The organism is Paractinoplanes rishiriensis (assembly GCF_016862375.1).
GTDB classification, from domain to species: domain Bacteria; phylum Actinomycetota; class Actinomycetes; order Mycobacteriales; family Micromonosporaceae; genus Actinoplanes; species Actinoplanes rishiriensis.
In genome coordinates, this window is sequence record NZ_BOMV01000004.1 from 25,343 (window position 1) to 45,438 (window position 20,096).

Consider the following 20,096-nt stretch of genomic DNA (forward strand, 5'->3'; position numbering starts at 1 on the left):
TGGATAAATGCCATTGAGCGGAGAATATGCCCCGAGCACGTCCGGATGGGCCCGGGATCAGGCCGAGAAGTACGAGGAGAGCGGCGGCGTCAAGGCGACCACCCTGCGCGGTATGCCGGTGGTCGTGGTGACGTCGGTGGGCGCGAAGTCCGGCAAGCTGCGCAAGACGCCCCTCATGCGGGTCGAGCACGAGGGCGAATACCTGGCGGTCGGGTCGCTGGGCGGGGCGCCGAAGAATCCGGTCTGGGTCTACAACCTGCGCGCCAACCCGCGGGTCGAGGTCCAGGACGAGACCGAGAAGCACGATTATCTGGCCCGCGAGATCGAGGGCGAGGAGCGCGAAGTGTGGTGGGAGCGGGCCGTCGCGGCCTACCCCGACTACGCCGACTACCAGAAGAAGACCGACCGGATCATCCCGCTGTTCGTCCTGACCCGGCTGCCGGAATGAGGCGCACGGAATAGGACGCTCCCGATCGGACCAACCTCGGGAAAACCAGGTGCTTTCGAGGCCCCGAAGACCGATCATCGCAACATGCGTACTCCCCATCAGTCGGTCGACCGGCATGCGGGGCGAGCCGCGGAGCCGGTGGTTCCACTGCCGGCGCACGGTTCGCTGCCGCTGGCCGCGTCGGTCGACGACGGGGACCGCCTGGTGGACGTCGTCGACCTGCTGGCGCTCGATGCGTTCGTCACCGGGCGGGAGCCGTTCGGCCGCACGAAATACCTGGAAAATGTGCGCGCCGACGCCCCGCTCGCCACCGACGGCGCCCGGGTGATCCGGGACGCGGTCGAGGAGGACGGCCAGGGCCGGCTCAGCGTCGGCGACGGCTGGACGCTGCACGTCACCCGCTGGAAGCAGAGCCGCCGGGCCCGGGTCACGGTCACCGCGGTCACCGCCGAACTGGCGGAGTCGGTGCTCGAGACGGCCACCGCCAACGCGACCGAGGAGCCGGCACCGGCCGAGGACAGCGTGCCGATCGGGTTCTGGCACTTCGGGACGCACGGTCCGCGCCGCGTGCAACGGGAGATCGACGCGGCGCCGTGGCCCAAGATCCGGGCCAACTACGCGGGACCGGTGGCGCAGACGCTGGAACGGCTCATGGAGCTGGACGGCTCGGTGGTCAACGGGCGGCTCCTGCTGCTGCACGGCGAACCGGGCACCGGCAAGACCACCGCGCTGCGGGCACTGGCCCAGCAGTGGCGGTCGTGGTGCCAGGTCGACTGCGTGCTCGACCCGGAGCGGCTGTTCAGCGACCCGGCGTACCTGATGAGCGTGGCCCTGGGCAGCGGCGACGAGGACGAGCCGCGCTGGCGCCTGCTCATGCTGGAGGACTGCGACGAGCTGATCAGCGGCGAGGCCAAGGCGAGCGCCGGGCAGTCGCTGTCCCGCCTGCTCAACCTCACCGACGGGCTGCTCGGCCAGGGCCGCAACGCGCTGATCGCGATCACCACCAACGAGGATCTCGCGACCCTGCACCCCGCGGTGGTCCGGCCCGGGCGTTGCCTGGCCAGCATCGAGGTGGGCCGGCTCCGCTACGCCGAGGCGGCTGCATGGCTGGGCTCACCGCGCGGCATCGGCCCGGAGGGGGCCACACTTGCTGAGCTGTACGCGTTGCGGACCGGCGCCCAGCCCGTGACGGTACCCACCAGCACGCCGCCCACGGGCATGTATCTGTAGGCCGGGGTGGTGGCCCGTGCGCCACCACCCCGGATCTCAATTCGTCAGCGTGCCGCGCAGCAGGCTGCGGCCCGAATGGGCGGCGTCGCCGTCGTGCGGTTCGTCCGACACGTCCACCAGCCGGTAGCGGTTCAGGTCGATGCCGGGTGGCACCGGCAGCGCCACCTCGGACCGGTCGGCCAGGTTGCCGATCGCCACCATCTTGGTGACGTCGTCCGGGTCGATCAGCCACACCTCGTGGAAGCCCCGGGTCAGTGGCAGATTCCGCACGTCGATCCGCATCTGCCCGTCGGACAGCACCCGCACCGTGCCGGACGCCGAGGCCGGGACCGTGGGCAGCGGCGTCAGCGTCGCGCGGGCGGTGACCCGTTCGGCCGGCGCCCGGTCGACCAGCCGGACGGCCGTGACCGTGCCGGCGACCGCGACCGCCGCGGCCGCGGCGGCGGCCAGCACCGGCGCGAGCCAGCGACGAGGTCGCTGGGCCGGGCGTACGGCCCGGACCGCCGGAGGCCGGACCACCGCCGGGCTGATCTCCGCCTCGATCGCCTCCCACAGGTGTCCGGGCGGGACCGGCAGATCACGGAGTTCCTCGCCCTCGGCACCCAGGTCGGACACCGTGCGCAGCGATTCGAACTCGTACCGGCAGGCGGCGCACTGGGCCAGGTGGCCGGTCTCGCCGGGGGCCATCGGGTCGTCCTCAGACAACGCGAGAAGGACCAGTCGTTCGGGATCCAAATGCTGCACCGTCCACCTCCCAACGACGTCGCAGGTTGGCCATGCCGCGGCGGATATGGCTCTTGACCGTGCCGAGCGGGAGCCCGGTGACGGCGGCTATCTGTGGATGGGTCAGGTCGTCGAAGAACGCCAGTTCCAGGGTGCGGCGCTGCTCGTCGGGCAACCGGCTCAGCTCGTCGGCGACCACGAGACGGTCGACGATACGTTCCGGGGTTTCCGGCTCGTCCGGGGGCGCGTGCTGAGCGCGTACGGTCTCCGTCACCCGGCCCTCGCGCGCCGATGAGCGCAACCGATCCACCGCCTTGCGCCGGGCGATGCCCAGCAACCAGCCGAGCAGCGTCCCGCGCTGCGGGTCGAACATGTCCCGCCCGGTCCAGGCCGCGACGAACGTCAGCTGGGTGACGTCCTCGGCGTCCGCCCGGTTGCCGAGCAACCGTTGAGCCAGGTAAAGCACGGCGGCGCCATGCCGGTCGTACGCCGTGCGCAATGCCTTGTCGTCGCCGTCGCGCAGGCGCGCGGCGAGCTCCTCGTCCGTGCTCATCGACCTCCCTTCCGCACGTGGTTCGCCAGGTATTTCGCTGGGCGGGTGCCGGTTGGATGCACCGGAAATCCGCCGCATCCAACCGCCGCCGCCGAGACGAAGGACCGGGCGAACCTCATCCACGACGATCCGTTCAGGGAGTCTCGATGCGTATCCTGCACCTTCGCCGCTTCGCTTTGGCCGGCGCGGTCGGCCTGCTCGCGGCCGGCAGCCTCGGCGCCACCCCGGCCGCGGCCGCCGCGAACGCCCAGGTTTCGGTCGTGCACGGCATTCCGGGTCAGCCGGTCGACGTGTACGTGAACGGCGAGAAGACGATTCCGGACTTCCAGCCGGGCAAGGTCGCCGGGCCGCTGGAACTGCCGGCCGGCGACTACGACATCGCGCTCACCGCGCCGGGCAAGCCGATCGGCGAGGCGCTGCTGACCGTGGACGACGCCGCGGTGCCGGGGGGCGCCAACCTCAGCCTGGTCGCCCACCTGGGCAGCGACGGCAAGCCGGTGCTCACGCCGTTCGCCAACGACACCGGGCGGGTCGCGGCCGGCAAGGCCCGGCTGATCGTCCGGCACACGGCCGCGGCGCCGGCGGTGGATGTACGCGCCGGCGGGCAGCCGGTCTTCCGCGATCTCACCAACCCGAAGGAGGCGAAGGCGGACGTGGACGCCGGCACGGTGCCGGCGGACGTGGTGCTGGCCGGGACCGACACCCGGGTGCTCGGGCCGGCCGACCTGGACCTGCGCGAGGGCACCGCGACAATCGTGTACGCGGTGGGTTCGGCCGAGGAGAAGACGCTGGACATCGTGACCCAGTCGATCGGCGGCCTGCACTCGGCGCCGGGCGGGGTGCCGAGCGGCGACGGCGGCGCGGCCGCGCCGGGGATGGCCACGGCCTGGTACGGGCTCGGTGGCGTGGGCGTGGTCCTCATCCTGCTGGCGCTGGCGCGACGGACCGCTGCCGGCACCCGCCGGTGAGTGTGCGACTGGGCGGTGGTGCGCTCCGGGGCAACCCGGGGCGCGTCCTCGCGCTCGTAGTCGGTCTTGTCCTGGTGGGCGGGTTCCTGATCAGGTCCTGCCGGGACGAGCCGGCTGCCGACTTCGGGCGCGCTGCGATCCCGCTGCCGAGTGTGTCGCCGGAGGCGGCGACACCGGTCGGCTCCGGCCAGTCGGCTCCCCCACCGCGCACGCCCAACCGGATCCGCATTCCCAAGCTGCGCCTCGACGCCGCTGTCGACGCCGTCGGCATCGACACGAAGACCGGCGACTTCGCCGTCCCGCGCAAGGTCGATCGGGTTGGCTGGTACCGGTACGGCCCCGGCTTCGAGGCCACCGCGGGCTCGATCGTCCTGGCCGGCCACGTGGACAGCGCCGCCGAGGGCCGGGGCGCCTTCTTCCGGCTCCGCGACCTGGCCGCGGGCGACCTGATCACGCTCGCCGACGGCCGCGGCGAGCGGACATTCGAGGTGACCGCGCGCAAGACCTATCGCAAGGCGGCGATCCCGCTGGAGCGTTACTTCGTGCGCGACGGCGCGCCGCGGCTCACCCTGATCACCTGCGGCGGCCCGTTCGACGAGGACACCCGCCACTACCGCGACAACGTGGTGGTCACGGCCGTCCCCCGCGGATGAGACCATCGCCAGGACGCCTGCGACCAGTCCGGAGAGTGGGCGAAGCAGCCGGCCAGGGACCGTGGCTGCGGCCGGGCGAAGCGCCCCTCCGCCGCGGCCACCGCCAGGCCCACGCCGCTGATCAGCGCCGCCACCAGGGCGGACGCCCGGATGTCGGCGACCGCCAGCAGGTAGCTGCCGAGCAGGGCACCGGCCGTGATGCCGACGTTGAACGCGGTGGACATGCCCGCCGAGGCCAGGTCGGTGCCGGCCGGGGCCACCTCGAGCACCCGGGCACCGAGGACCGTGGTGAGGCCGGACAGCACCAGGCCGGCGACCGCGATCGCGAGCACGGCCGGCACCACGAAATCGGCCAGCAGGTACTGAGCCGCCAGGGCCAGTGCCTGCACGCCGACGAGCACCGCCATGAGATGCCGCGCGTACCGCTGCACCAGGAAGCCGGCCAGCACCGCGCCGAGCAGGCCGGCCGCGCCGCGCAGGAGAAGGACCGGGCCGGTCGCCGCCTCGTCGAGGCCGACCACCGAGGTCAGGTACGGGGTGACGCAGGTGAACGCGGTGAGGGCCCCGGTCACGCTGATCGCGGTGGCCGCCACCACGACCCGGTACCGGCCGGCGTCGGGGGCGGTGCCGCGTTCGGCGTCGCTGGTGCCGCGCGGCAGGTCGGGCATCAGCGTGACGATCACGACCGAGACGGTCAGGGCCAGGCCGGCCAGGGCCAGGAACGGCAACCGCCACCCGGCCTGCTGGCCCAGCCAGGTGCCGGCCGGCACGCCCAGCAGAGGCGCGACCGAGCTGCCCGCGTACAGGATCCCGATTGCCTTGCCTCTGACCTGCGGACGGAAGAGCGCCGCCGCAGCCGGGGTGACCACCGCCCAGAACAGCGCCTGGCTGAGCGCCGCCGCGATCCGGCCGGCGAGCAGCACCGGATAGTTCGGGGCGAGCGCCGAGACCACCGTGGCGACGGTCGCGATCAGCAGCACCGTGGTGAGCAACCGGCGCCGTGGCCAGCGCTGGGTGAGCCGGGTCAGCGGGATCGTGGCGAGCACCACCACCAGGCCGTACGCGGTGACGAGCAACCCCACGCCGGACGGGTGGACGCCGAGGCCGCCGGCGATCTGCGGGAGCAGGCCGATGGGCAGCGTTTCGGTGGTCACGTACAGGAATGTCGAGACGGCGAGTGCCGCCAGGATCAGCCGGGCCCGCATCCGCTTCCCCCTTAACTGGGTTTTGGTGGTAGCAAGGGCTGACGCTACCACCGTTTCGCGTTATGGTGGAGACATGTTTTCGATCGTCGGCGGTCACCCGGCTCTCGACCTGGCCAACACGGTGGCGCCCCGACCGCCGGGCGCGGTCGAGGAGGAATACCTGCCCGACCCCGAGGCCCTGGTGCGCTGGGCACGCCTGGCCGGAGTGATCGAGGCGGACGAGCCGGCCGAGCCGTCGGCGGCGGCTCTCGCGGACGTGCTGGCCCTGCGGGCGCTGATCGACCCGGTCCTGGCCGGACAGCAGCTGGACGTGCTGCTCCGCCGATGGGCCGCGGCGATCGAGCGTTCCCGGCTGATCCCCGGCCCGCACGGATCGGCGACACTGCACCTCGGCACCGATCCGGCCCTGGTGATCGGCGACCGGCTGGCAAATGCCTTGATTGACCTGGTACGCAACGCCGACCTGAGCCGCCTGCGCACGTGCCCCCTGGCCGACGGCGGCTGCGGCTGGCTCTTCCTCGACCGCAGCCGCAACAACTCGCGCCGCTGGTGCTCGATGGACGACTGCGGCACGCACGCGAAATCGCGCCGTCTCACCGAGCGGCGCCGGTCGCGGCGTTAGCTATTCGGGGCTGTTGCCGGCGTCGCCGCCGACCCGGAACGGGGTCGTGACGTTGGTGTATGCCAGGTGGGCCAGCAGCCCGTCGGCCGCGTGTTGCAGGTTGTGGCAGTGGTCGGCCCAGATGCCCGGGTTGTCGGCCACGAACGCGACCTCGTAACTCTCGCCGTCGCCCACGTCGAGCGAGTCGAACCACCACGGGCTGCCGGTCGCGGCCGCCCCGTCGCGGCTCAGCACCACCGCGTGATGGCCGTGCAGGTGCATCGGGTGCACCTCGCCGCTGCTGTTGGAGATCCGCATGCGGACCACGTCGCCGGTGCTGACCATGTACATCGGCACGTCCAGGAACAGCTTGCCGTTGACCGACCACCACAGCCCCGGCCTGCCGTCCAGGAAGCCGGGCCGGCGGCCGATCCGGTAGTCGAAGGTGCGGGTGGCCCTGCCGGGGTCGAACCCGAGCGGCGCGGTCGTGCCGTAGGACAGCAGGTCGACCAGCGCGGCGGGCTCGGGCGACGCCGGCGCGTTACCGATGGTCAGGGCCGCGCCCGCGCCCGCCTCGATCCGGGCCGCTCCGCCGGCCGGGACCGTGAACTGCATGTCGATCCGTCCACCGGCGGTCACGATGACCGAACGGCCGTCGACGTCGGCGGGTCCGTGCACCGGGCGGCCGTCGATCGCCACGATCCGGTAGGGCGCGCCGGACACCCAGGCGCGCATCGGCCCGGCGTCGGTGTTGATCACCCGGGCCCGCACGACCTGGCCGGCGGGTGCCGCCAACGGTGCCACTCCGGCGACCCCGTTGACCGTCCGGCGGCCGTCATAGGTGTGCACCGTGACGACCTGGTCGACCGCGGCCGGCGGCTCGGCCGGGTCAGTGATCACCAGCGGCCCGAACAGGCCCTGCCGCACCTGCTCGTGGGAGACCTGGTGGGAGTGGTACCAGTAGGTGCCCGCGTCGACGGCGACGAAGCGGTAGACGTGCGAGCGGCCGGGCAGAACCGCATCCTGGGTGATGCCGGCGACGCCGTCCTCGGCGTTGGGCACGTCGACGCCGTGCCAGTGCAACGTGGTGCCCTCGGCCACGTTGTCGTTGACCAGCGTGACCTGGATCAGCTGGCCCCGCACCGCGCGGATCTCAGGACCCGGCGAGGTGTCATTCAGCGTGTAGCGCCCGTCTTTCTCCCGCGCGGTCAGCGTGACCGCGACGTCGGGCGTGCCGGTCGCGGGCCCACGCAGCGTCGACACGTCGAGCCCGCCGGCGCCGTGCGCATGCCCGGTCGCCGGCCCGCCGCCGTAGTCGACCACCCCCATGGCCGCCATGTCGTACGTCGACGGCACGAGGCTGTCCTGCCAGAACCAGCCCAGGGGGCCGAGGATCGCCGCCGTGGCCGCCACCGCGACAGCGATCTTGACGGACTGGCGCACGGTCAGGCCGGTGCAGCCTGAGCCGGCGCCGCACCGGCCAGCCGGGCCTGCCGCATCGCCAGGGACGCGACCGCTGCCAGCGCGAACGCGTTGAGCGCGTGCAGCACGCCGATCAGCGGGACGGGCTTGCCCGCGTACGCCAATGCCACCTGCAGGAGGGTGACCGCGAAGGTGATGCCCGCCCATTTCACCCCGCCGGGAATCCCGGCGAAGAACGACACGACCAGCAGCGCCAGCGCGATCAGCGGGAAGACCATCATGCCGACGGTCGCGTGCAGCTCGATGCCGCCGCTCTGAGTGTCCTTGGTGAACACCTGACCGTCGTCGGTCTTGTGGGCGATGTCGAACATGGCGTATGTAATCGCCGCCGCCTGCACCACCACGCCGATCGCGATCAGCATGGCGAGAATCCGGTACATTGCGCGCACGTCACTCCCCTTCGGGTCCGCTGCTGCCGGGTACATCCTGCACCGCGGGTACGACAAGTTCGGCGAGCACCCTCAGGAAGCGCTCAGCATCCACCTCGTGCGGATGCCGTCCACCGAACACGTCCAACATGATCCAGTAGTGGCTGACCGCAGCCATCACCACCGCCGCCAGGGCCGCCGGATCGTCCGCTTCGGGCAGTTCGCGGCGGAGGAACCCGGTCACCGCCTCGTGCACCCGGCGCAGTTCCCGCTCGCGTACCCGGTCAAGTAGGTCGGGAAAGGAAGCCAGGTCACGCACCAGCAGCCGGTTGACGTCCCGTTCTTGATCGAGCCGTGCGAGCCCCGCCCGCGCCACCGCGACGAACCGCTCCCGACGATCCCCCGGAAGATCATCAAGAGAGAGGTACGCGAGCAGCGGCCGCCCCGCCTCCGCCTGCCGGTCCAGCCCCCACTCGAGCAGCGCCCGCTTGCTCTTGAAATGCCGGTAAAGCCCGCCGGCCCCCGCCGAGAGCCCGGCCGCCGCCTCGATCTGCGCGATCGTCGTGGCGTGGTATCCCTGCCGCCCGAACATCTCCATGGCGGCCGCCACGATCGCGTCCTTGGTACTCAGCTCAGCTCCAGCTCGTAGAACAGCGTCCGATACCCCCGGCGCCGGTGAAACGCCGGAACCATCCGCCCCTGCAGCAGCGGATGCTTGCGCGCCAGCAACGCCGCCGCCCGCCCGGCCGCGGCACTGTCACCGTCGAGCAAGGTAGCCCGGCCGGCGACCCGCTCCCCACGCACCCTCCCCCGGAACGTGCACGGCGTCACCCACACGTCCGGGAAGTTCCGCAGGCGCTTGGCTTTCCCCGACGCGTCGTAGGACTTGAAGTAGGCACGCCCGTTCTCGACCACGAGATTGACCGGCGTGCCCACCCAGCTGCCATCCCGCTTCCGCGTCTCCAGCAGCAGAGTCCGTTCCGCACCCAGCTGTTCCAGCGACATCGCCATCATTTTCCCCTCCTCGTAAGTAAGTACCTACTTACAAGATAGCCCATGCCCGTCCGGGCCTGCTCCGGCGAGGACCCGCTGGATGCGGAGCTGTACGGGGCGATGTTCAGGGCCGCGGGCGAACTGGCCGGCGACGGCTTCGCGGAGGCCCTGGCCGACGGCATCGTGCCCGACCTGGCCGCTGGACGCGCGCTCGGAGCACGATCGGGAGCTCGGTCCGTCGGCACCGGCCGAGAATGACGACTTTCGCGAACTCGCGCCGTTGCTGCGGCCCGGATGCGGGCCCTGCCCGCCCCGTCGCGGCCCGCCCGCCGCGCACACCGGCGACAGCGGGCCGGTTCCGTTCGAGCTGCTGCTGGGCGGCCCGGCCAAGCTGCCGGCGAAACGGAAGAAGGCGGCCGGACCGGCGCCCGATCACCCCGACCACGACGAGCGGCTGGAGTGGCTCGACCTGGATTCGGCCGCCGAGTTTGATTCCGCCCCGTTCGACGCCGCCGCCGTCACCCGGGCCCTGACCCGCTGAGCGGTAGTATCTCGGGATACGGGTATTACGTAATACGGAGGCCGGCAGATGAAGCTGAACAGCAAGGGCCAGGTCACGATCCCGGCATCTCTACGTGCCAAACATGGCCTCCACGAGGGAGATGAGATTGACGTCGTGGAGCAGGACGGCGTTCTGCGAATCGTCCGGGTCGAAGGCTCCCGCAGCCGGGGCGAACGGCTCATCGAGCACCTGCGCGGTCGCGGCACCGCGCAGGAAACGCAGGGCATGACCACGGATGAACTGATGGAACTGCTGCGTGGTGAGTGAACGACCCCGCCTGGTGCCGGCCCGGGCTCCCACCGAGAGCGTGACGCTGGTCGACTCCAACGTTCTTCTCGATGTCTTCACCGAAGACCCGGCCTGGTCGTCCTGGTCCGGCACCGCACTGGCCGCGTCCCGAGATGCCGGCGTACTCGTGATCAACCCGATCGTCTATGCCGAGATCTCCATCCGGTTCGACCGCATTGAGGATGTTGACGCTGCCGTCCCGGCAGCGGACTTCCTCCGCGAGGACCTGCCGTACAGCGCAGGCTTCCTGGCCGGAAAGGCATACGTCCGATATCGGCGCCAAGGCGGAACCAAGACCTCGCCACTTGCCGACTTCTACATCGGCGCTCACGCCGCCGTGTGTGGCTATCGGCTGCTTACCCGCGACGGTGCGCGCTATCGCACGTACTTTCCGAAGCTGAACGTCGTCGCGCCGGACACTCGGTACCGTCAGGCGTCAACCCGGTAGGTGGTCGGGCGCCCCTTGCGTCCGTGCTGGAACACCAGGCCCGGCGTCCGCCGAGCGGACGTGCTGATCTCGCGGAAGGCCACGAGAGGATACGCCGGCCGGCCGGTGACGCTGCCGGTTACATTTAACTCGGAATCATATTCTGAGGATCGGCTCGTGGCCGGCTGGAACTCGGGCGCGCGCGAAGGTATGGCTCACCTAAATTTGCGCGGCGGAAACGGGAAAGAAACGCGTCCGTCGCCTCACCTGGAGGCGACGGACGCGAATTTAGGGAAGGCTTACTTTGCTTCGTAGGTGAGGCAGTCGGCCTTCTCGCCGGACTCGCCCACGACGATTGCGGGGGCGCCGCACTCGAGGTTGGTGTTGTGCACGCAGTCGGCCCGCTTGCATGCCCCCACCTGCGCCAACGCCTTGCCGATGCCGCCCTTGTCGGCGGTGTCGACGAAGGTGTCGCACTCGGCCGAGCGCGCGCTGCCGATGGTGATCGCGAAGGCCGTACAGCCGTCGTGGTTGTAACCGCATGCGCTCACCGTGCAGGTCTGAACACGCGGCATTTCCATCATCTGAGTCATGTCGAAGGCCTCCTGGTTCTGCCACATCGGTACCACTCGACGATAAACCATTCCGCGTCCAATTCCACGGCGTCACCACGATCAAATTTCTTTAGGTAAGGCATTCCTAAGCCGATGAATGGCGGGCTGGCGGCGTGCCGGGAATCGGGCAGCTATGACGGCTGGCCGCTGACCCGGACCAACTGGTTGGAGAAGTTGCCCTGGGCGCTGTAGAGGTAGAGGTCGTCGCCGGTGCAGCGGTATTGAGACGGCTCGGGGAAGAAGGCGAGCGGCCCCTTGACGTCGACTTTTCCGTTGCGTCGCAGCGTGTCCACCGCGCTCGACTTGGTTCTGGTGCTGGTGATCGCGCCGTCCTCGGCGTGATAGCGGCCGGATATCGTGCCACGCACGACGTCCGACCAGGTGGCGCCGCGGTAGCGGGTGACCCGCGGTTTCATCTTGTTGTAGTCGGTGAACGAGGTTCCGTCGGCCCGATAGGTGATGAGGACGTCCGCGCCACCTCTGTACAACACGCGGGTGCTGTCGATCAAGCCCCACACCTGGTTTTCGGTGATCCGCCAGGTCCCCACCAGACAGGGATCAACGCCGGGCGGGAAGCTGGGCGACGGGCTCACCGATACCGGCGGGCTGCCCGCGGCGGCGACGCTCGCCGTGGGCCGGGCTGCCACACCCTCGTCGGGCCGGGTGATGAGGTGGGTCACCGTCACGGTTAGAACGACGATTCCGGCTACCGCGGCGGCAGCCGCGATCATCCGTCGGCCGGTGGCGGCCCGCCCGGTGGACTGCGCCGCTGGCGGCCCGGAGACCCTGTCGACGGCAACCGCGTCCGTGGTAACCGTGTCCACCGCGATCGTGCCCGCGGTAACCGCGTCCGACGCGACGGTGGTCGGGCTTGCCGGGGCGCGGCCGGCCCTGTCCTGGTGCACCACCGTGGTCGGGGGGCGGCCGACGGGATCCGCCTCGGATTCGGCAGTCGCCGCCTCGGATCCGACAGTCGCCGCCGCGGTGGCGGGCTGTTTCGCGCCGGGTGGTTTCCCCTGGACCGGCTGCAGCGCCGTGGGCGCGGCAATCGTGTGTGGTGGGGCGACTGCGGTCCCCGCGACCGTTTCCGGTGCGAACTGGCGCTTGCGCTTGCGCCGTTGCCGCGACGGCTCGATGGTGGCCGGTGGCTGTGCGGCGTTGGCCAGCAGGGGAGCTGCCTGGTCAGCGGTGAGCCGCCGGTCGACGTCCTTGACCAGCAGTCCCTTGATCACGGGCCACAGTTGCCCGGCGTGGGCGGGCGTGCCGGGTTGGCTGGTCAGCACGGCGGCGAGAGTGGCCTGGGTGTCCTCGCGCTGGAACGGCGAGCGGCCGGTCACCATCGCGTACAGGGTCACTCCCAGGCCCCACAGGTCAGCGGCCGGGGTCGCGGGCCGGCCGTTGATCCGCTCGGGCGACAGGTAGGACGGGGAGCCCACCATCTGACCCGTCCTGGTCAGCACGGTGGCGCCGTCGATGGCGGCGATGCCGAAGTCGGTCAACACCACCCGCTGGTCGTCGAGCAGGATGTTGGCCGGCTTGACATCGCGATGCAGGACGCCCTGCCGGTGCGCCGCCTGGAGTGCCTCCAGCACCCGCAGCCCGATCTCGGCGGCCTGCCACGTGGCCAGCACCCCCTGCGCTCCGATGACCTCGGCCAGGGAGCGGCCGCCGATCAGCTCCATGACGATCCAGGGCCGCCCGTCATCGGTGACCACGTCGTGGACCGTGATGATGGCCGGGTGGCGGAGCTGGGCGGCCGCTTGCGCCTCTCGCAGCGCCCGCCGGGTGAGCGGGTCGGCGGAATCGGCGGGATTGCCGCCGCTGGAGGGCAGGTAGATCTCCTTGATCGCCACGTCGCGGTGAAGCAACTCGTCACGGGCCTGCCACACGACCCCCATGCCGCCCTGCCCCAGCTGCCGCACCAAGGAATAGCGGCCGGCCACCATTCGAACCGCGCCCTGGGACATGCCGGGAGTGTATCGGGGGCCGGCGACCGTCCATACCGGACCGGCAATCCGTTGTGGAACGAGCCGACCCCGCCGGGAACCCGGGCAGACGGAGCTTCTTGTCGGACGCCGCAGGCCCGTACGAGCGGACCGCGACGGGCGCTCCGAGCAGCGCGCCGATCTCGCCGGCCCAGTCGTCCGGCCGCCGCATCGCGCCCGGTCGCGCCCGCTCCAGCAGCGCGGTCAGCCCCTGCTGGTAGCCCAGGTCGCGGTCCGGTCCCGGCACGATCCGAGGCCAGATCAAACCCTCGAGCGTGTACGACACACAGATCCGCAAACCGGGGCAGCGGCCCGGCACGTCCAGGTGGGTGACCGCGAGCGCGTCGACACCGCCGGCCACCTCGACCGCGTACCGGTGGGCCACCGCGTCGAAATGACCGGCCCGGAACGCGCCCTGCCACTCGCCGGCACCGTTGTGCATTTCCGGTAGTTCGAGCGTTTTGTCCTCAGTGACGAACGGACCGGCGCCGTGCCGTGTGGTGTAGGTGCGCACCACCCCGAGCCGCAGGAACGACGGACACAGCGAGGCCACGTTCGCGAACGTCGTGGTCGACCAGGTGGTGTGCGGGTGCCAGCCGCGCCACTCGTCCAGCAGTACGCCCTGTGCGCCCTCGAACACGCACGGCCCCTCGGCGAGCAGCCGATCCGTGAACGACCCGTCGACGATCCGCACCGTCTCACCGAAGGCAACGAACGCGTCGACGACATCGTCCAGCGAAATGCCGGCCGACCGCGGCGCAGCGCCACCGGAAGGTCCGGACGGCTGCGACGCTGCGGGCCCCAACGCGTCGGCCACGGCCGCCAACCGGCGGCGCAGTCGCGGGCGGGAGAGCACGTCGGCCACCCGTGGGGCGCCGGCGTGCCGCAGCGCGTACGCCATCACCTCGCCCACGCCCATGCCGCACGAACCGTGCCGGCGCCGGCGCTCCTTGCGCCGATTCGCGGCGCGATGCCACGGAGTGGCGAGCAGCGCGTCCCCGTCCACCGTCAGTAACGAGTACGGATTACCCAGCGCGGTCGCCTCGGCCGCCAGCGCCAACGGATCGACGACCACGAAGCGGGTGAGGTGGGTCGGCACGCCGCGCAGCGTGCCCGACCCGAACTGGGCGAAGGTGTGGTGCCGGCCGGTCTCGGTGACGACGTTGTGCGCGGCTTGCGCTCCCCCGTTGAAGCGCAGCACCGCCCGCACCGGGGCGGACGCGCAGAGGGCGTCCACCACGGTGCCTTTACCGGCGTCGCCGTAGCCGAGGTCGACGACTGCGACGTGCTCGGTCACAGCCGTTCGTTCCCCGGCTCGCCGGTGCCCACCGGCAGCGCCGGCCCGCGCACGACCGCGCTGCGCTGGAGCGGAGCCAGCGCCCTGCCGACCGTCGCGTGGTGCGCCGAACCCACCTCGACCAGGTCGGCGAGTCCCTCGTCCAGGTCGATGGAGTCCTCGCCGAGACCCACCGTGAGCGCGATGGTCTCGCACACCGCATCCAGGTCGTCCAGCTCGAGCACGTTCTGTCCGAGCAGCTCACGCCAGCGCGTGAGGATCTCGGCGTCACCGCCCCAGCCGGCCGCGGCCGGCATCAGGTAGTACACCTCGAAACTGCGCTGCAACTCGGCGATGAGCGCCTCGGTGGAAATCGGCTCTTTCAGATCGTCGCCGATGAATCGGCGTACCTCCTTGGGATTGACCCGCGGATAGGGCATCTCGTCGCCGATCAGGAACAGGTAACCGCGGCGGCCGCGCTTGGGCACCGAGTCGAGCGCGGTGTGCCGGCTCATGAAGTACATGGCCAGCTCGTACGATTCCCGCTTCTGCCCGCCCCCGCCGCCCTCCAGCACGATCCGGGCCAGATCCTCGTCCATCCGGTTGTCCGACTCGAACTGTCCGATCTGGAGCGGCACCCGGTCACAGGTGGCGTCGCCGACCGCGCCGAACAGGATGTGCGGGTCGGTCGCATATCCCTTGCGGGTGAGCAGGCCGAGCAGTTGCGGGAGTTTCGTCTGGAGCACCCGCGGCACCCCGCCCATCGATCCGGTCACGTCGAACAGAACGGCGATCGGCGTGCTGAGCGGGTGTTCTTCGCTGTCCCGGCTCTCCCGCTCGGTGACCCCTTTCGGGTCGAGGGCCGGGTGCGCCTTCCGGGCGCCGCCGTCGCTGTACGCGAAAGCGCTCGTCCCGCTGGCGGCGCGGTAGTTGGCCGCGGCCGTGTAGACGTCGGTTGACCATCGTCCACTTCCCATTTCTTTCTCCTCCCCGTCAAACCGTGAAGGGCCGGAACGTGCGCGGCCCGTAGAGCTTGTGCAGCAGTTCGTCGAACTCGCCGAGCAGCGCCCAGGGGTCCTGCGGGCGCATCCGCGGGGCGTCGTAGGAACAGCCGTCGGCGAACCTTTGCAGCGCCGCCGGCAGACCGTCGCCGACCAGCCGTCTGAGCAGGCCGACGGCCATGTAGACGTCGGTGGCCGGAGTGTTGCGGCGGTCCGTGAAGACCTCGGGCGGATAGGCGTCGCGACGGTGTTTGACCACCGCGACGACCCGCTCGCCGGAATAGCACCAGTCGACCAGCGCCAGGCCGTGCTCCGCCGGATGGATCAGCACGTGTTCCTCGAGGACCGCACCGTGCACGACCCCGGCCCGGTGGGCCCAGCCGAGCCCGGTCAGCAATCGCCGGAACATCCACGCCGCGTCGCGCGGATCGATGGTCCGGCGCAGATCGCTCAGCGGCACGAAACCGTCGAGCCGTTCCAGCACGTTCACGGTCCGCTGCACCCGGGAACCGTCCTCGTGCCGGAAACTGTCAATGAGCCGCGGAGCGTACGGCCGAAAGGTGGGGTCGCCATCCCGCAGCCGGAGCAGAGCGGCCGCCTCGGCGGCCATCAGATCGTTGTCCCGCGGTTCCCGGGGCAGTTTGACCAGAGCGCCGCCACCGCGGGTCCCAGCCAGATCCGCGATGTCGCCACTATGGACGACGGCACCGACCCGATACTCGCCGCGCGGTGTCCGCAGTACCGTCCCGTCGCGTTCCGCATAAAGCCCGGAAAGCCTGCCGAAGGCGGTCGTGGCCGTCGCCCGCAGCCCTTCCGGGGCGACGTCCGGATGCAGAATCCGGGCCCATTCCCGATAGCTCGCGGCGCCTTTCAGATCGGCGTAGCTGCCCGCCGCCCGCACCCGCGCCACCGCCTCGGCGAACGTCATCATCGGACGCCGTCCTCGCGGGTCGGCCGGAGCAGTGCCGGATGCAGAAGTTTGGCGTCACCGGCCCGATAGAGCTTGGCGCGCGGCCCGCCGCGTTCCCCCCCTTTTTCCTGAACGGCGCCGGTGCTCTCCAGAAAACCGGGAACCGACAGCACCTTGCGGTGGAAATTGCCGGCGTGCAGATCCTCGCCCCACACCGCGGCATAAACCTGCCGCAGCTCGGCGATGGTGAACTCGTCCGTCACGAAAGCGGTCGCCAGTGGCGTGTACTCCAGTTTGGCCCGGGCCCGCTCCAGCCCGTCGGCCAGGATCGCGTCGTGGTCGAAGGCCAGGCCGGCGGCCTGCTCGACCGGCACCCAGGCCGCGCCGGCCGCGTCGCCGCCCGGGAGCGGATCGGGCAGGCTGGGCGCGAACGCGAGGTAGGCGATCGAGAAGACCCGCATGCGCGGATCACGGCCCGGTTCGCCGTACGTGCGCAATTGCTCGAGATGCACCCGGCCGAGCGCGGTCTCCTCGGTCAGCTCCCGCAGCGCCGCGGCGTCGGGACTCTCGTCCCGGACGAACCCGCCGGGCAGCGCCCGGTGGCCGGCAAAGGGGTGCTCGGCCCGCTCGACCAGCAGCACCGACAGCCCCCCGGCCCGGATGGTCAGCGCCACCACGTCGACCGTGACGGCGACGGCCGGATAGTCCCGCGGGTCGTAGCCCGCCAGAAACTCCGCTTCCCCCACCCTCGCGCCTCCGTTGTTCTCGGTCTGAGTCTTACTCGATATGAGAACAACCTAGCCTGATCTAGGGCTGTGCGCAACCCATGTACGCTCGACGAACCCGGGCATGGGACATATCAGCGCTCCGACCACATCGCATTTTGTTTTGAAACGTCTTGACGAAAGAGATCAGACCGCGCTAAGAGTCCCGTTTTCCGGACGCGGTCGCGGGAATGTGATAGAGGCCAGTTCCGAAGCGAAAGCAAAAGAGAGCAACTTTCGCCAGTCTCCGCGATTGTCCCGCTGCAAATAGTTACGCTTCCGGCGAGACGGCCCGCCGTCCTAGACCGTGCGGGCTCACCCATTCCACAAAACGGTTCGCAGGAACCGTAGGAGGACCTCGCATGCGTAAGTCTCGCAACAGAAACGGCGCCCGGCTGCTCACGGGCGGCGCCCTCGCGACGGCGACGGCTGCCGCGGCCGTGTTCGTCGCACCAGCCGCCGCTCTCGCGGCAACGAACGTCACCCTCACGCCGACGCCCTCGGTCATCGGGACTCAGGGCGGCACGTCGGTGGGGCTCGCCGGAACCGGTGCGTTCCTCACATCCACCACGTACACCGCCCGCCTCATCGGCGGCACGGGACCGACCTGCGCAGCGCAGCCGGCCGCCGTCAACCCGAGCGCCACGAACCCGGTGTACAACGCCGGGACCCTGACCCGAGTCGGCGACAACGCGGCGACCTTGGTTACGGCACCGGTGCCCGCCGGTGCGTACAAACTCTGCACATATGGCCTCGATCCCGACGGTATCGATGCCGGCAGCGACCCGGACCTCGTCTCGTCGGGTCTGACCTCGGGCGTGCTGACCGCCGTTCCCTTCGCCCCGTTGAGCGCGGTCACCGGAACCACCGCCGGTGGCAACCAGATCACGATGGTGCAGACCAACTTCATCGGGACCAACGCCGCCGTCGGCACCATTTTCACCACGACCGGTACCTGCCCCGAGAAGTACACGTCCTCGGGCAACATCACGGCCACCTCGACGAAGACCAACGTGAACACCGCCACGATCACGGTGCCGACCACCCTGACCTCAGGCACCGGCTACACCGTGTGCGTTTACAACGGCGTCGCGAACAACACCAGTGTGCTGCTGGGCAAGGGCCACGCCACTTACTCGACGTACGCCACGACGCTTCCGTCCGCCACGCTAACCCCGAGCGCGGGTTCGTCCGGCGGCGGCAACTTCATCACCGTGGCGCTTCCGCTGAACACGCTGGCCGGTCCCTCTCCGATCGTGCTGTTCACCAGGAACAGCTGTCCCGCGACCGACCCGGTCGGCACCCCGACGGACCCGTTCGAGGGCACGGTAACGAAGATCTCGTCCGGCAAGGTGGCTGTCGAGGTGCCCGCCGAAGTCGAGGTCGTCGCGCACGCTGCCACCTCGCCGTGGCTGGCCTGCATCTACGGCGCCGACGAGGGTGCCATCGTCGCCCAACCGGCGCTCTACACGGTCGCACCGGTCCTCGAGGTGGCGGACGCGGAGACCACGACCGGAGCCGGTCCGGCGCAGGGCGGCACCACCGTGACGTTCACGGATCTCGAAGGAATTCCGACCTCCGAGGGCGCGACTCTGAAGGCGTCCCTGGGCGGCAGCCCGCTCAACAACGTCAAGGCCCTCAACGACACGTCGATCACCGGAGTCACGACGCCGCACGCTCCGGGACCGGTCACCCTGTCGATCACCACCGCGGCCGGCACCAAGACGACCGCCGTCGATCTGGTCACTCCGCTGTTCACCTACGAATACGGCATCACCGTTACGCCGAACCTCCTGCCCTTCGACGAGAACACCACGATCGACATCATGGGCGCAGGATTCACCGGCCTGACGTTCGGCGCACTCGCCACGGACAAGGACGCCGCTGACGCGCACATCATGCTGACCGACAACGTTTGGACCAGCCAGGACTTCAGCGTGGACCTCGATGTCGAAGCCGAGTCCGCGGTCTCCGAGTGCGAGGACGTTTTGCCCATCGGCGATGACGAGTTGATCTGCACGATGGTGCTCGAGGACTCGTTCGACGTGGGAGTTGGTGACTTCAGCCTCACGGGCGACCCCGTGCCTGCGGGCGTCTACACCGTCACGGTAGTCAACACGTCCGACGACCTCAACGAGGACGATTACAACTACTCGGTGGTCTCGAGCGGTTCGACCGTCACGGTCGCGACCTTCTGATCCCACCCTGTTATTGACCAACGAAACGCGGCGGCCCGGAGTCTGACTCCGGGCCGCCGTGTTGTCGAGCTCAGCCGAGCTTTCCCCACTCGCGAGCAAGTACCTTGAGGTTCGCCTCGGTGGAAGGCTTGCCCTCCTTGACGACGGTGACCGCCACAACGCTGCGTTGCGCCGAGGTACGCCAGCACATCAGCATGTTGGGTCGCTCCGTCGCGGGCTTGTCGCGGCTGAACCGGAACTTTTGGGTACACGTGGCCGTGCCCGTCTTCTTGCCGCCGTCCACCACCCAGCGCAGTTCCTTCTGCCCGGTCAGGTCGTACTTGGCGGTGGTGACCCGGGTGATGCCCTCGTCTTGACTCAGAGATCCTCCGGTCCGTGTGATGGCGTCGCCCGTCGCCTTCTTCCCGTCCAACGGCCGGGTGATCTTCACGCCGTCCTTTGCCATCGCTTTGTGTGCCGCGTCGATCTTCTGCCGAATCCGCCTCTGTTCCTCGGGCGACATACTGGCCCACGGCTTCATCTCCCCATTCGCTGGTGTCGCCGACGCAGACGCCGGCGCCGATCGGACGCCGGCCGACGGAATGCCGACCGACGCGGATGGCCACGCCAACGCTCCCACCTCGGTTGTGGCCCCCTGCTCTCTGGTGAGTCGATCGGTCGTCACGTAGGCAGCAGCGCCCAGCACGGCAGCTACCGCGGTCACACCGACCGCCACGCGGACGTGCCGCCCCTTGCTGCCGGATTCGCTCGCGGCCAGACGGCTGGCACCACCGTCGCTGTCGCTCATCTCGAAATCCCCCGGTTCTCGACTTGCGGGCCGACCCAGCGGCCCCCTTCAGTCCTTCAT

The 20,096-nt window shown here is 70.2% G+C and carries 24 protein-coding genes; 10 read left to right on the forward strand and 14 right to left on the reverse strand.

Annotated features, from left to right (window positions below):
* Positions 1-7: 7 nt before the first annotated feature.
* Together Ari01nite_RS01835 and Ari01nite_RS01840 are read left to right on the forward strand one after the other, a co-directional pair.
* Complete coding sequence (locus Ari01nite_RS01835; RefSeq protein ID WP_203778758.1) at positions 8-448, forward strand: nitroreductase family deazaflavin-dependent oxidoreductase; 441 nt, start codon at positions 8-10, stop codon at positions 446-448.
* 84 nt (positions 449-532) lie between these two features.
* The gene (locus tag Ari01nite_RS01840) at positions 533-1,678 is read left to right on the forward strand and encodes a DUF5925 domain-containing protein (protein WP_203778759.1); all 1,146 of its coding nucleotides are present in this window, start codon (positions 533-535) and stop codon (positions 1,676-1,678) included.
* Between the two features lie 36 nt (positions 1,679-1,714).
* On the opposite strand, the gene Ari01nite_RS01845 is transcribed toward Ari01nite_RS01840, so the two are convergent.
* Complete coding sequence (locus Ari01nite_RS01845) at positions 1,715-2,422, reverse strand: anti-sigma factor (RefSeq protein WP_203778760.1); 708 nt, start codon at positions 2,420-2,422, stop codon at positions 1,715-1,717.
* Positions 2,376-2,954, reverse strand: a complete 579-nt coding sequence (locus tag Ari01nite_RS01850) for an RNA polymerase sigma factor (protein ID WP_203778761.1) — start codon at positions 2,952-2,954, stop codon at positions 2,376-2,378. The genes Ari01nite_RS01845 and Ari01nite_RS01850 overlap by 47 nt, the downstream gene beginning before the upstream one ends.
* A 146-nt stretch (positions 2,955-3,100) precedes the next feature.
* Here Ari01nite_RS01850 and Ari01nite_RS01855 point away from each other — a divergent pair, with 146 nt between their 5' ends.
* Complete coding sequence (locus Ari01nite_RS01855) at positions 3,101-3,922, forward strand: DUF4397 domain-containing protein (protein ID WP_203778762.1); 822 nt, start codon at positions 3,101-3,103, stop codon at positions 3,920-3,922.
* Entirely contained in the window at positions 3,919-4,575 is a 657-nt protein-coding gene (locus tag Ari01nite_RS01860) for a class F sortase (protein ID WP_239162407.1), read from the forward strand. The genes Ari01nite_RS01855 and Ari01nite_RS01860 overlap by 4 nt, the downstream gene beginning before the upstream one ends.
* Here the strand turns inward: Ari01nite_RS01860 and Ari01nite_RS01865 are convergent.
* Complete coding sequence (locus Ari01nite_RS01865; RefSeq protein WP_203778763.1) at positions 4,533-5,780, reverse strand: MFS transporter; 1,248 nt, start codon at positions 5,778-5,780, stop codon at positions 4,533-4,535. The genes Ari01nite_RS01860 and Ari01nite_RS01865 overlap by 43 nt on opposite strands.
* Positions 5,781-5,853: 73 nt before the next feature.
* Here Ari01nite_RS01865 and Ari01nite_RS01870 point away from each other — a divergent pair, with 73 nt between their 5' ends.
* A complete protein-coding gene (locus Ari01nite_RS01870) occupies positions 5,854-6,402 on the forward strand; it encodes a CGNR zinc finger domain-containing protein (RefSeq protein ID WP_203778764.1) in 549 nt (182 codons plus the stop codon).
* On the opposite strand, the gene Ari01nite_RS01875 is transcribed toward Ari01nite_RS01870, so the two are convergent.
* The 4 genes from Ari01nite_RS01875 to Ari01nite_RS01890 are packed head-to-tail and all read right to left on the reverse strand — an operon-like array spanning position 6,403 to position 9,242.
* Positions 6,403-7,824 carry a multicopper oxidase family protein gene (locus tag Ari01nite_RS01875; RefSeq protein ID WP_203778765.1) on the reverse strand — a complete coding sequence of 474 codons (1,422 nt, stop codon included), beginning with the start codon at positions 7,822-7,824 and terminating at the stop codon, positions 6,403-6,405.
* 2 nt (positions 7,825-7,826) lie between these two features.
* Positions 7,827-8,243, reverse strand: coding sequence for a hypothetical protein (locus Ari01nite_RS01880; RefSeq protein WP_239162413.1), 417 nt, complete (start codon positions 8,241-8,243; stop codon positions 7,827-7,829).
* A 10-nt stretch (positions 8,244-8,253) separates the two neighbouring features.
* Positions 8,254-8,841, reverse strand: coding sequence for a TetR/AcrR family transcriptional regulator (locus Ari01nite_RS01885; protein ID WP_203778766.1), 588 nt, complete (start codon positions 8,839-8,841; stop codon positions 8,254-8,256).
* A gap of 17 nt (positions 8,842-8,858) precedes the next feature.
* Positions 8,859-9,242, reverse strand: a complete 384-nt coding sequence (locus tag Ari01nite_RS01890; protein WP_203778767.1) for a PPOX class F420-dependent oxidoreductase — start codon at positions 9,240-9,242, stop codon at positions 8,859-8,861.
* Positions 9,243-9,287: 45 nt separating this feature from the next.
* On the opposite strand from Ari01nite_RS01890, the gene Ari01nite_RS01895 reads away from it, so the two are divergent.
* Genes Ari01nite_RS01895 through Ari01nite_RS01910 form a run of 4 tightly spaced genes read left to right on the forward strand, consistent with a single transcriptional unit; the run spans position 9,288 to position 10,522 of the window.
* Positions 9,288-9,482 (forward strand): hypothetical protein, encoded by a 195-nt coding sequence (locus tag Ari01nite_RS01895; RefSeq protein ID WP_203778768.1) that lies wholly within the window; start codon positions 9,288-9,290, stop codon positions 9,480-9,482.
* Between the two features lie 22 nt (positions 9,483-9,504).
* The gene (locus tag Ari01nite_RS01900; protein ID WP_203778769.1) at positions 9,505-9,765 is read left to right on the forward strand and encodes a hypothetical protein; all 261 of its coding nucleotides are present in this window, start codon (positions 9,505-9,507) and stop codon (positions 9,763-9,765) included.
* A gap of 48 nt (positions 9,766-9,813) precedes the next feature.
* Positions 9,814-10,053: an AbrB/MazE/SpoVT family DNA-binding domain-containing protein gene (locus Ari01nite_RS01905; RefSeq protein ID WP_203778770.1), complete on the forward strand. Its 240-nt coding sequence runs from the start codon at positions 9,814-9,816 to the stop codon at positions 10,051-10,053.
* A 40-nt stretch (positions 10,054-10,093) separates the two neighbouring features.
* Positions 10,094-10,522 carry a type II toxin-antitoxin system VapC family toxin gene (locus Ari01nite_RS01910; RefSeq protein ID WP_239162408.1) on the forward strand — a complete coding sequence of 143 codons (429 nt, stop codon included), beginning with the start codon at positions 10,094-10,096 and terminating at the stop codon, positions 10,520-10,522.
* 278 nt (positions 10,523-10,800) lie between these two features.
* Here the strand turns inward: Ari01nite_RS01910 and Ari01nite_RS01915 are convergent, their stop codons facing one another.
* From Ari01nite_RS01915 to Ari01nite_RS01940, 6 genes are all read right to left on the reverse strand, one after another.
* Complete coding sequence (locus Ari01nite_RS01915; protein WP_203778784.1) at positions 10,801-11,094, reverse strand: DUF1540 domain-containing protein; 294 nt, start codon at positions 11,092-11,094, stop codon at positions 10,801-10,803.
* A gap of 152 nt (positions 11,095-11,246) precedes the next feature.
* Positions 11,247-13,082: a serine/threonine-protein kinase gene (locus tag Ari01nite_RS01920; protein ID WP_203778772.1), complete on the reverse strand. Its 1,836-nt coding sequence runs from the start codon at positions 13,080-13,082 to the stop codon at positions 11,247-11,249.
* Positions 12,988-14,397 carry an adenylosuccinate synthetase gene (locus Ari01nite_RS01925; RefSeq protein WP_203778773.1) on the reverse strand — a complete coding sequence of 470 codons (1,410 nt, stop codon included), beginning with the start codon at positions 14,395-14,397 and terminating at the stop codon, positions 12,988-12,990. Before Ari01nite_RS01925 ends, Ari01nite_RS01920 begins: the two co-directional genes overlap by 95 nt.
* Entirely contained in the window at positions 14,394-15,353 is a 960-nt protein-coding gene (locus Ari01nite_RS01930; protein ID WP_203778774.1) for a hypothetical protein, read from the reverse strand. Before Ari01nite_RS01930 ends, Ari01nite_RS01925 begins: the two co-directional genes overlap by 4 nt.
* A gap of 16 nt (positions 15,354-15,369) precedes the next feature.
* On the reverse strand, positions 15,370-16,308 hold the full coding sequence (locus Ari01nite_RS01935) for a serine/threonine-protein kinase (protein ID WP_239162409.1): 939 nt from the start codon (positions 16,306-16,308) through the stop codon (positions 15,370-15,372).
* Positions 16,305-17,033, reverse strand: coding sequence for an NUDIX hydrolase (locus tag Ari01nite_RS01940; protein WP_239162410.1), 729 nt, complete (start codon positions 17,031-17,033; stop codon positions 16,305-16,307). Before Ari01nite_RS01940 ends, Ari01nite_RS01935 begins: the two co-directional genes overlap by 4 nt.
* Before the next feature lie 380 nt (positions 17,034-17,413).
* Between Ari01nite_RS01940 and Ari01nite_RS01945 the strand changes: the two genes are divergently transcribed.
* On the forward strand, positions 17,414-19,249 hold the full coding sequence (locus Ari01nite_RS01945) for a glycoside hydrolase family 25 domain-containing protein (protein WP_203778775.1): 1,836 nt from the start codon (positions 17,414-17,416) through the stop codon (positions 19,247-19,249).
* A gap of 70 nt (positions 19,250-19,319) precedes the next feature.
* Here the strand turns inward: Ari01nite_RS01945 and Ari01nite_RS01950 are convergent, their stop codons facing one another.
* Complete coding sequence (locus Ari01nite_RS01950) at positions 19,320-20,036, reverse strand: hypothetical protein (RefSeq protein ID WP_203778776.1); 717 nt, start codon at positions 20,034-20,036, stop codon at positions 19,320-19,322.
* Positions 20,037-20,096: the final 60 nt, after the last annotated feature.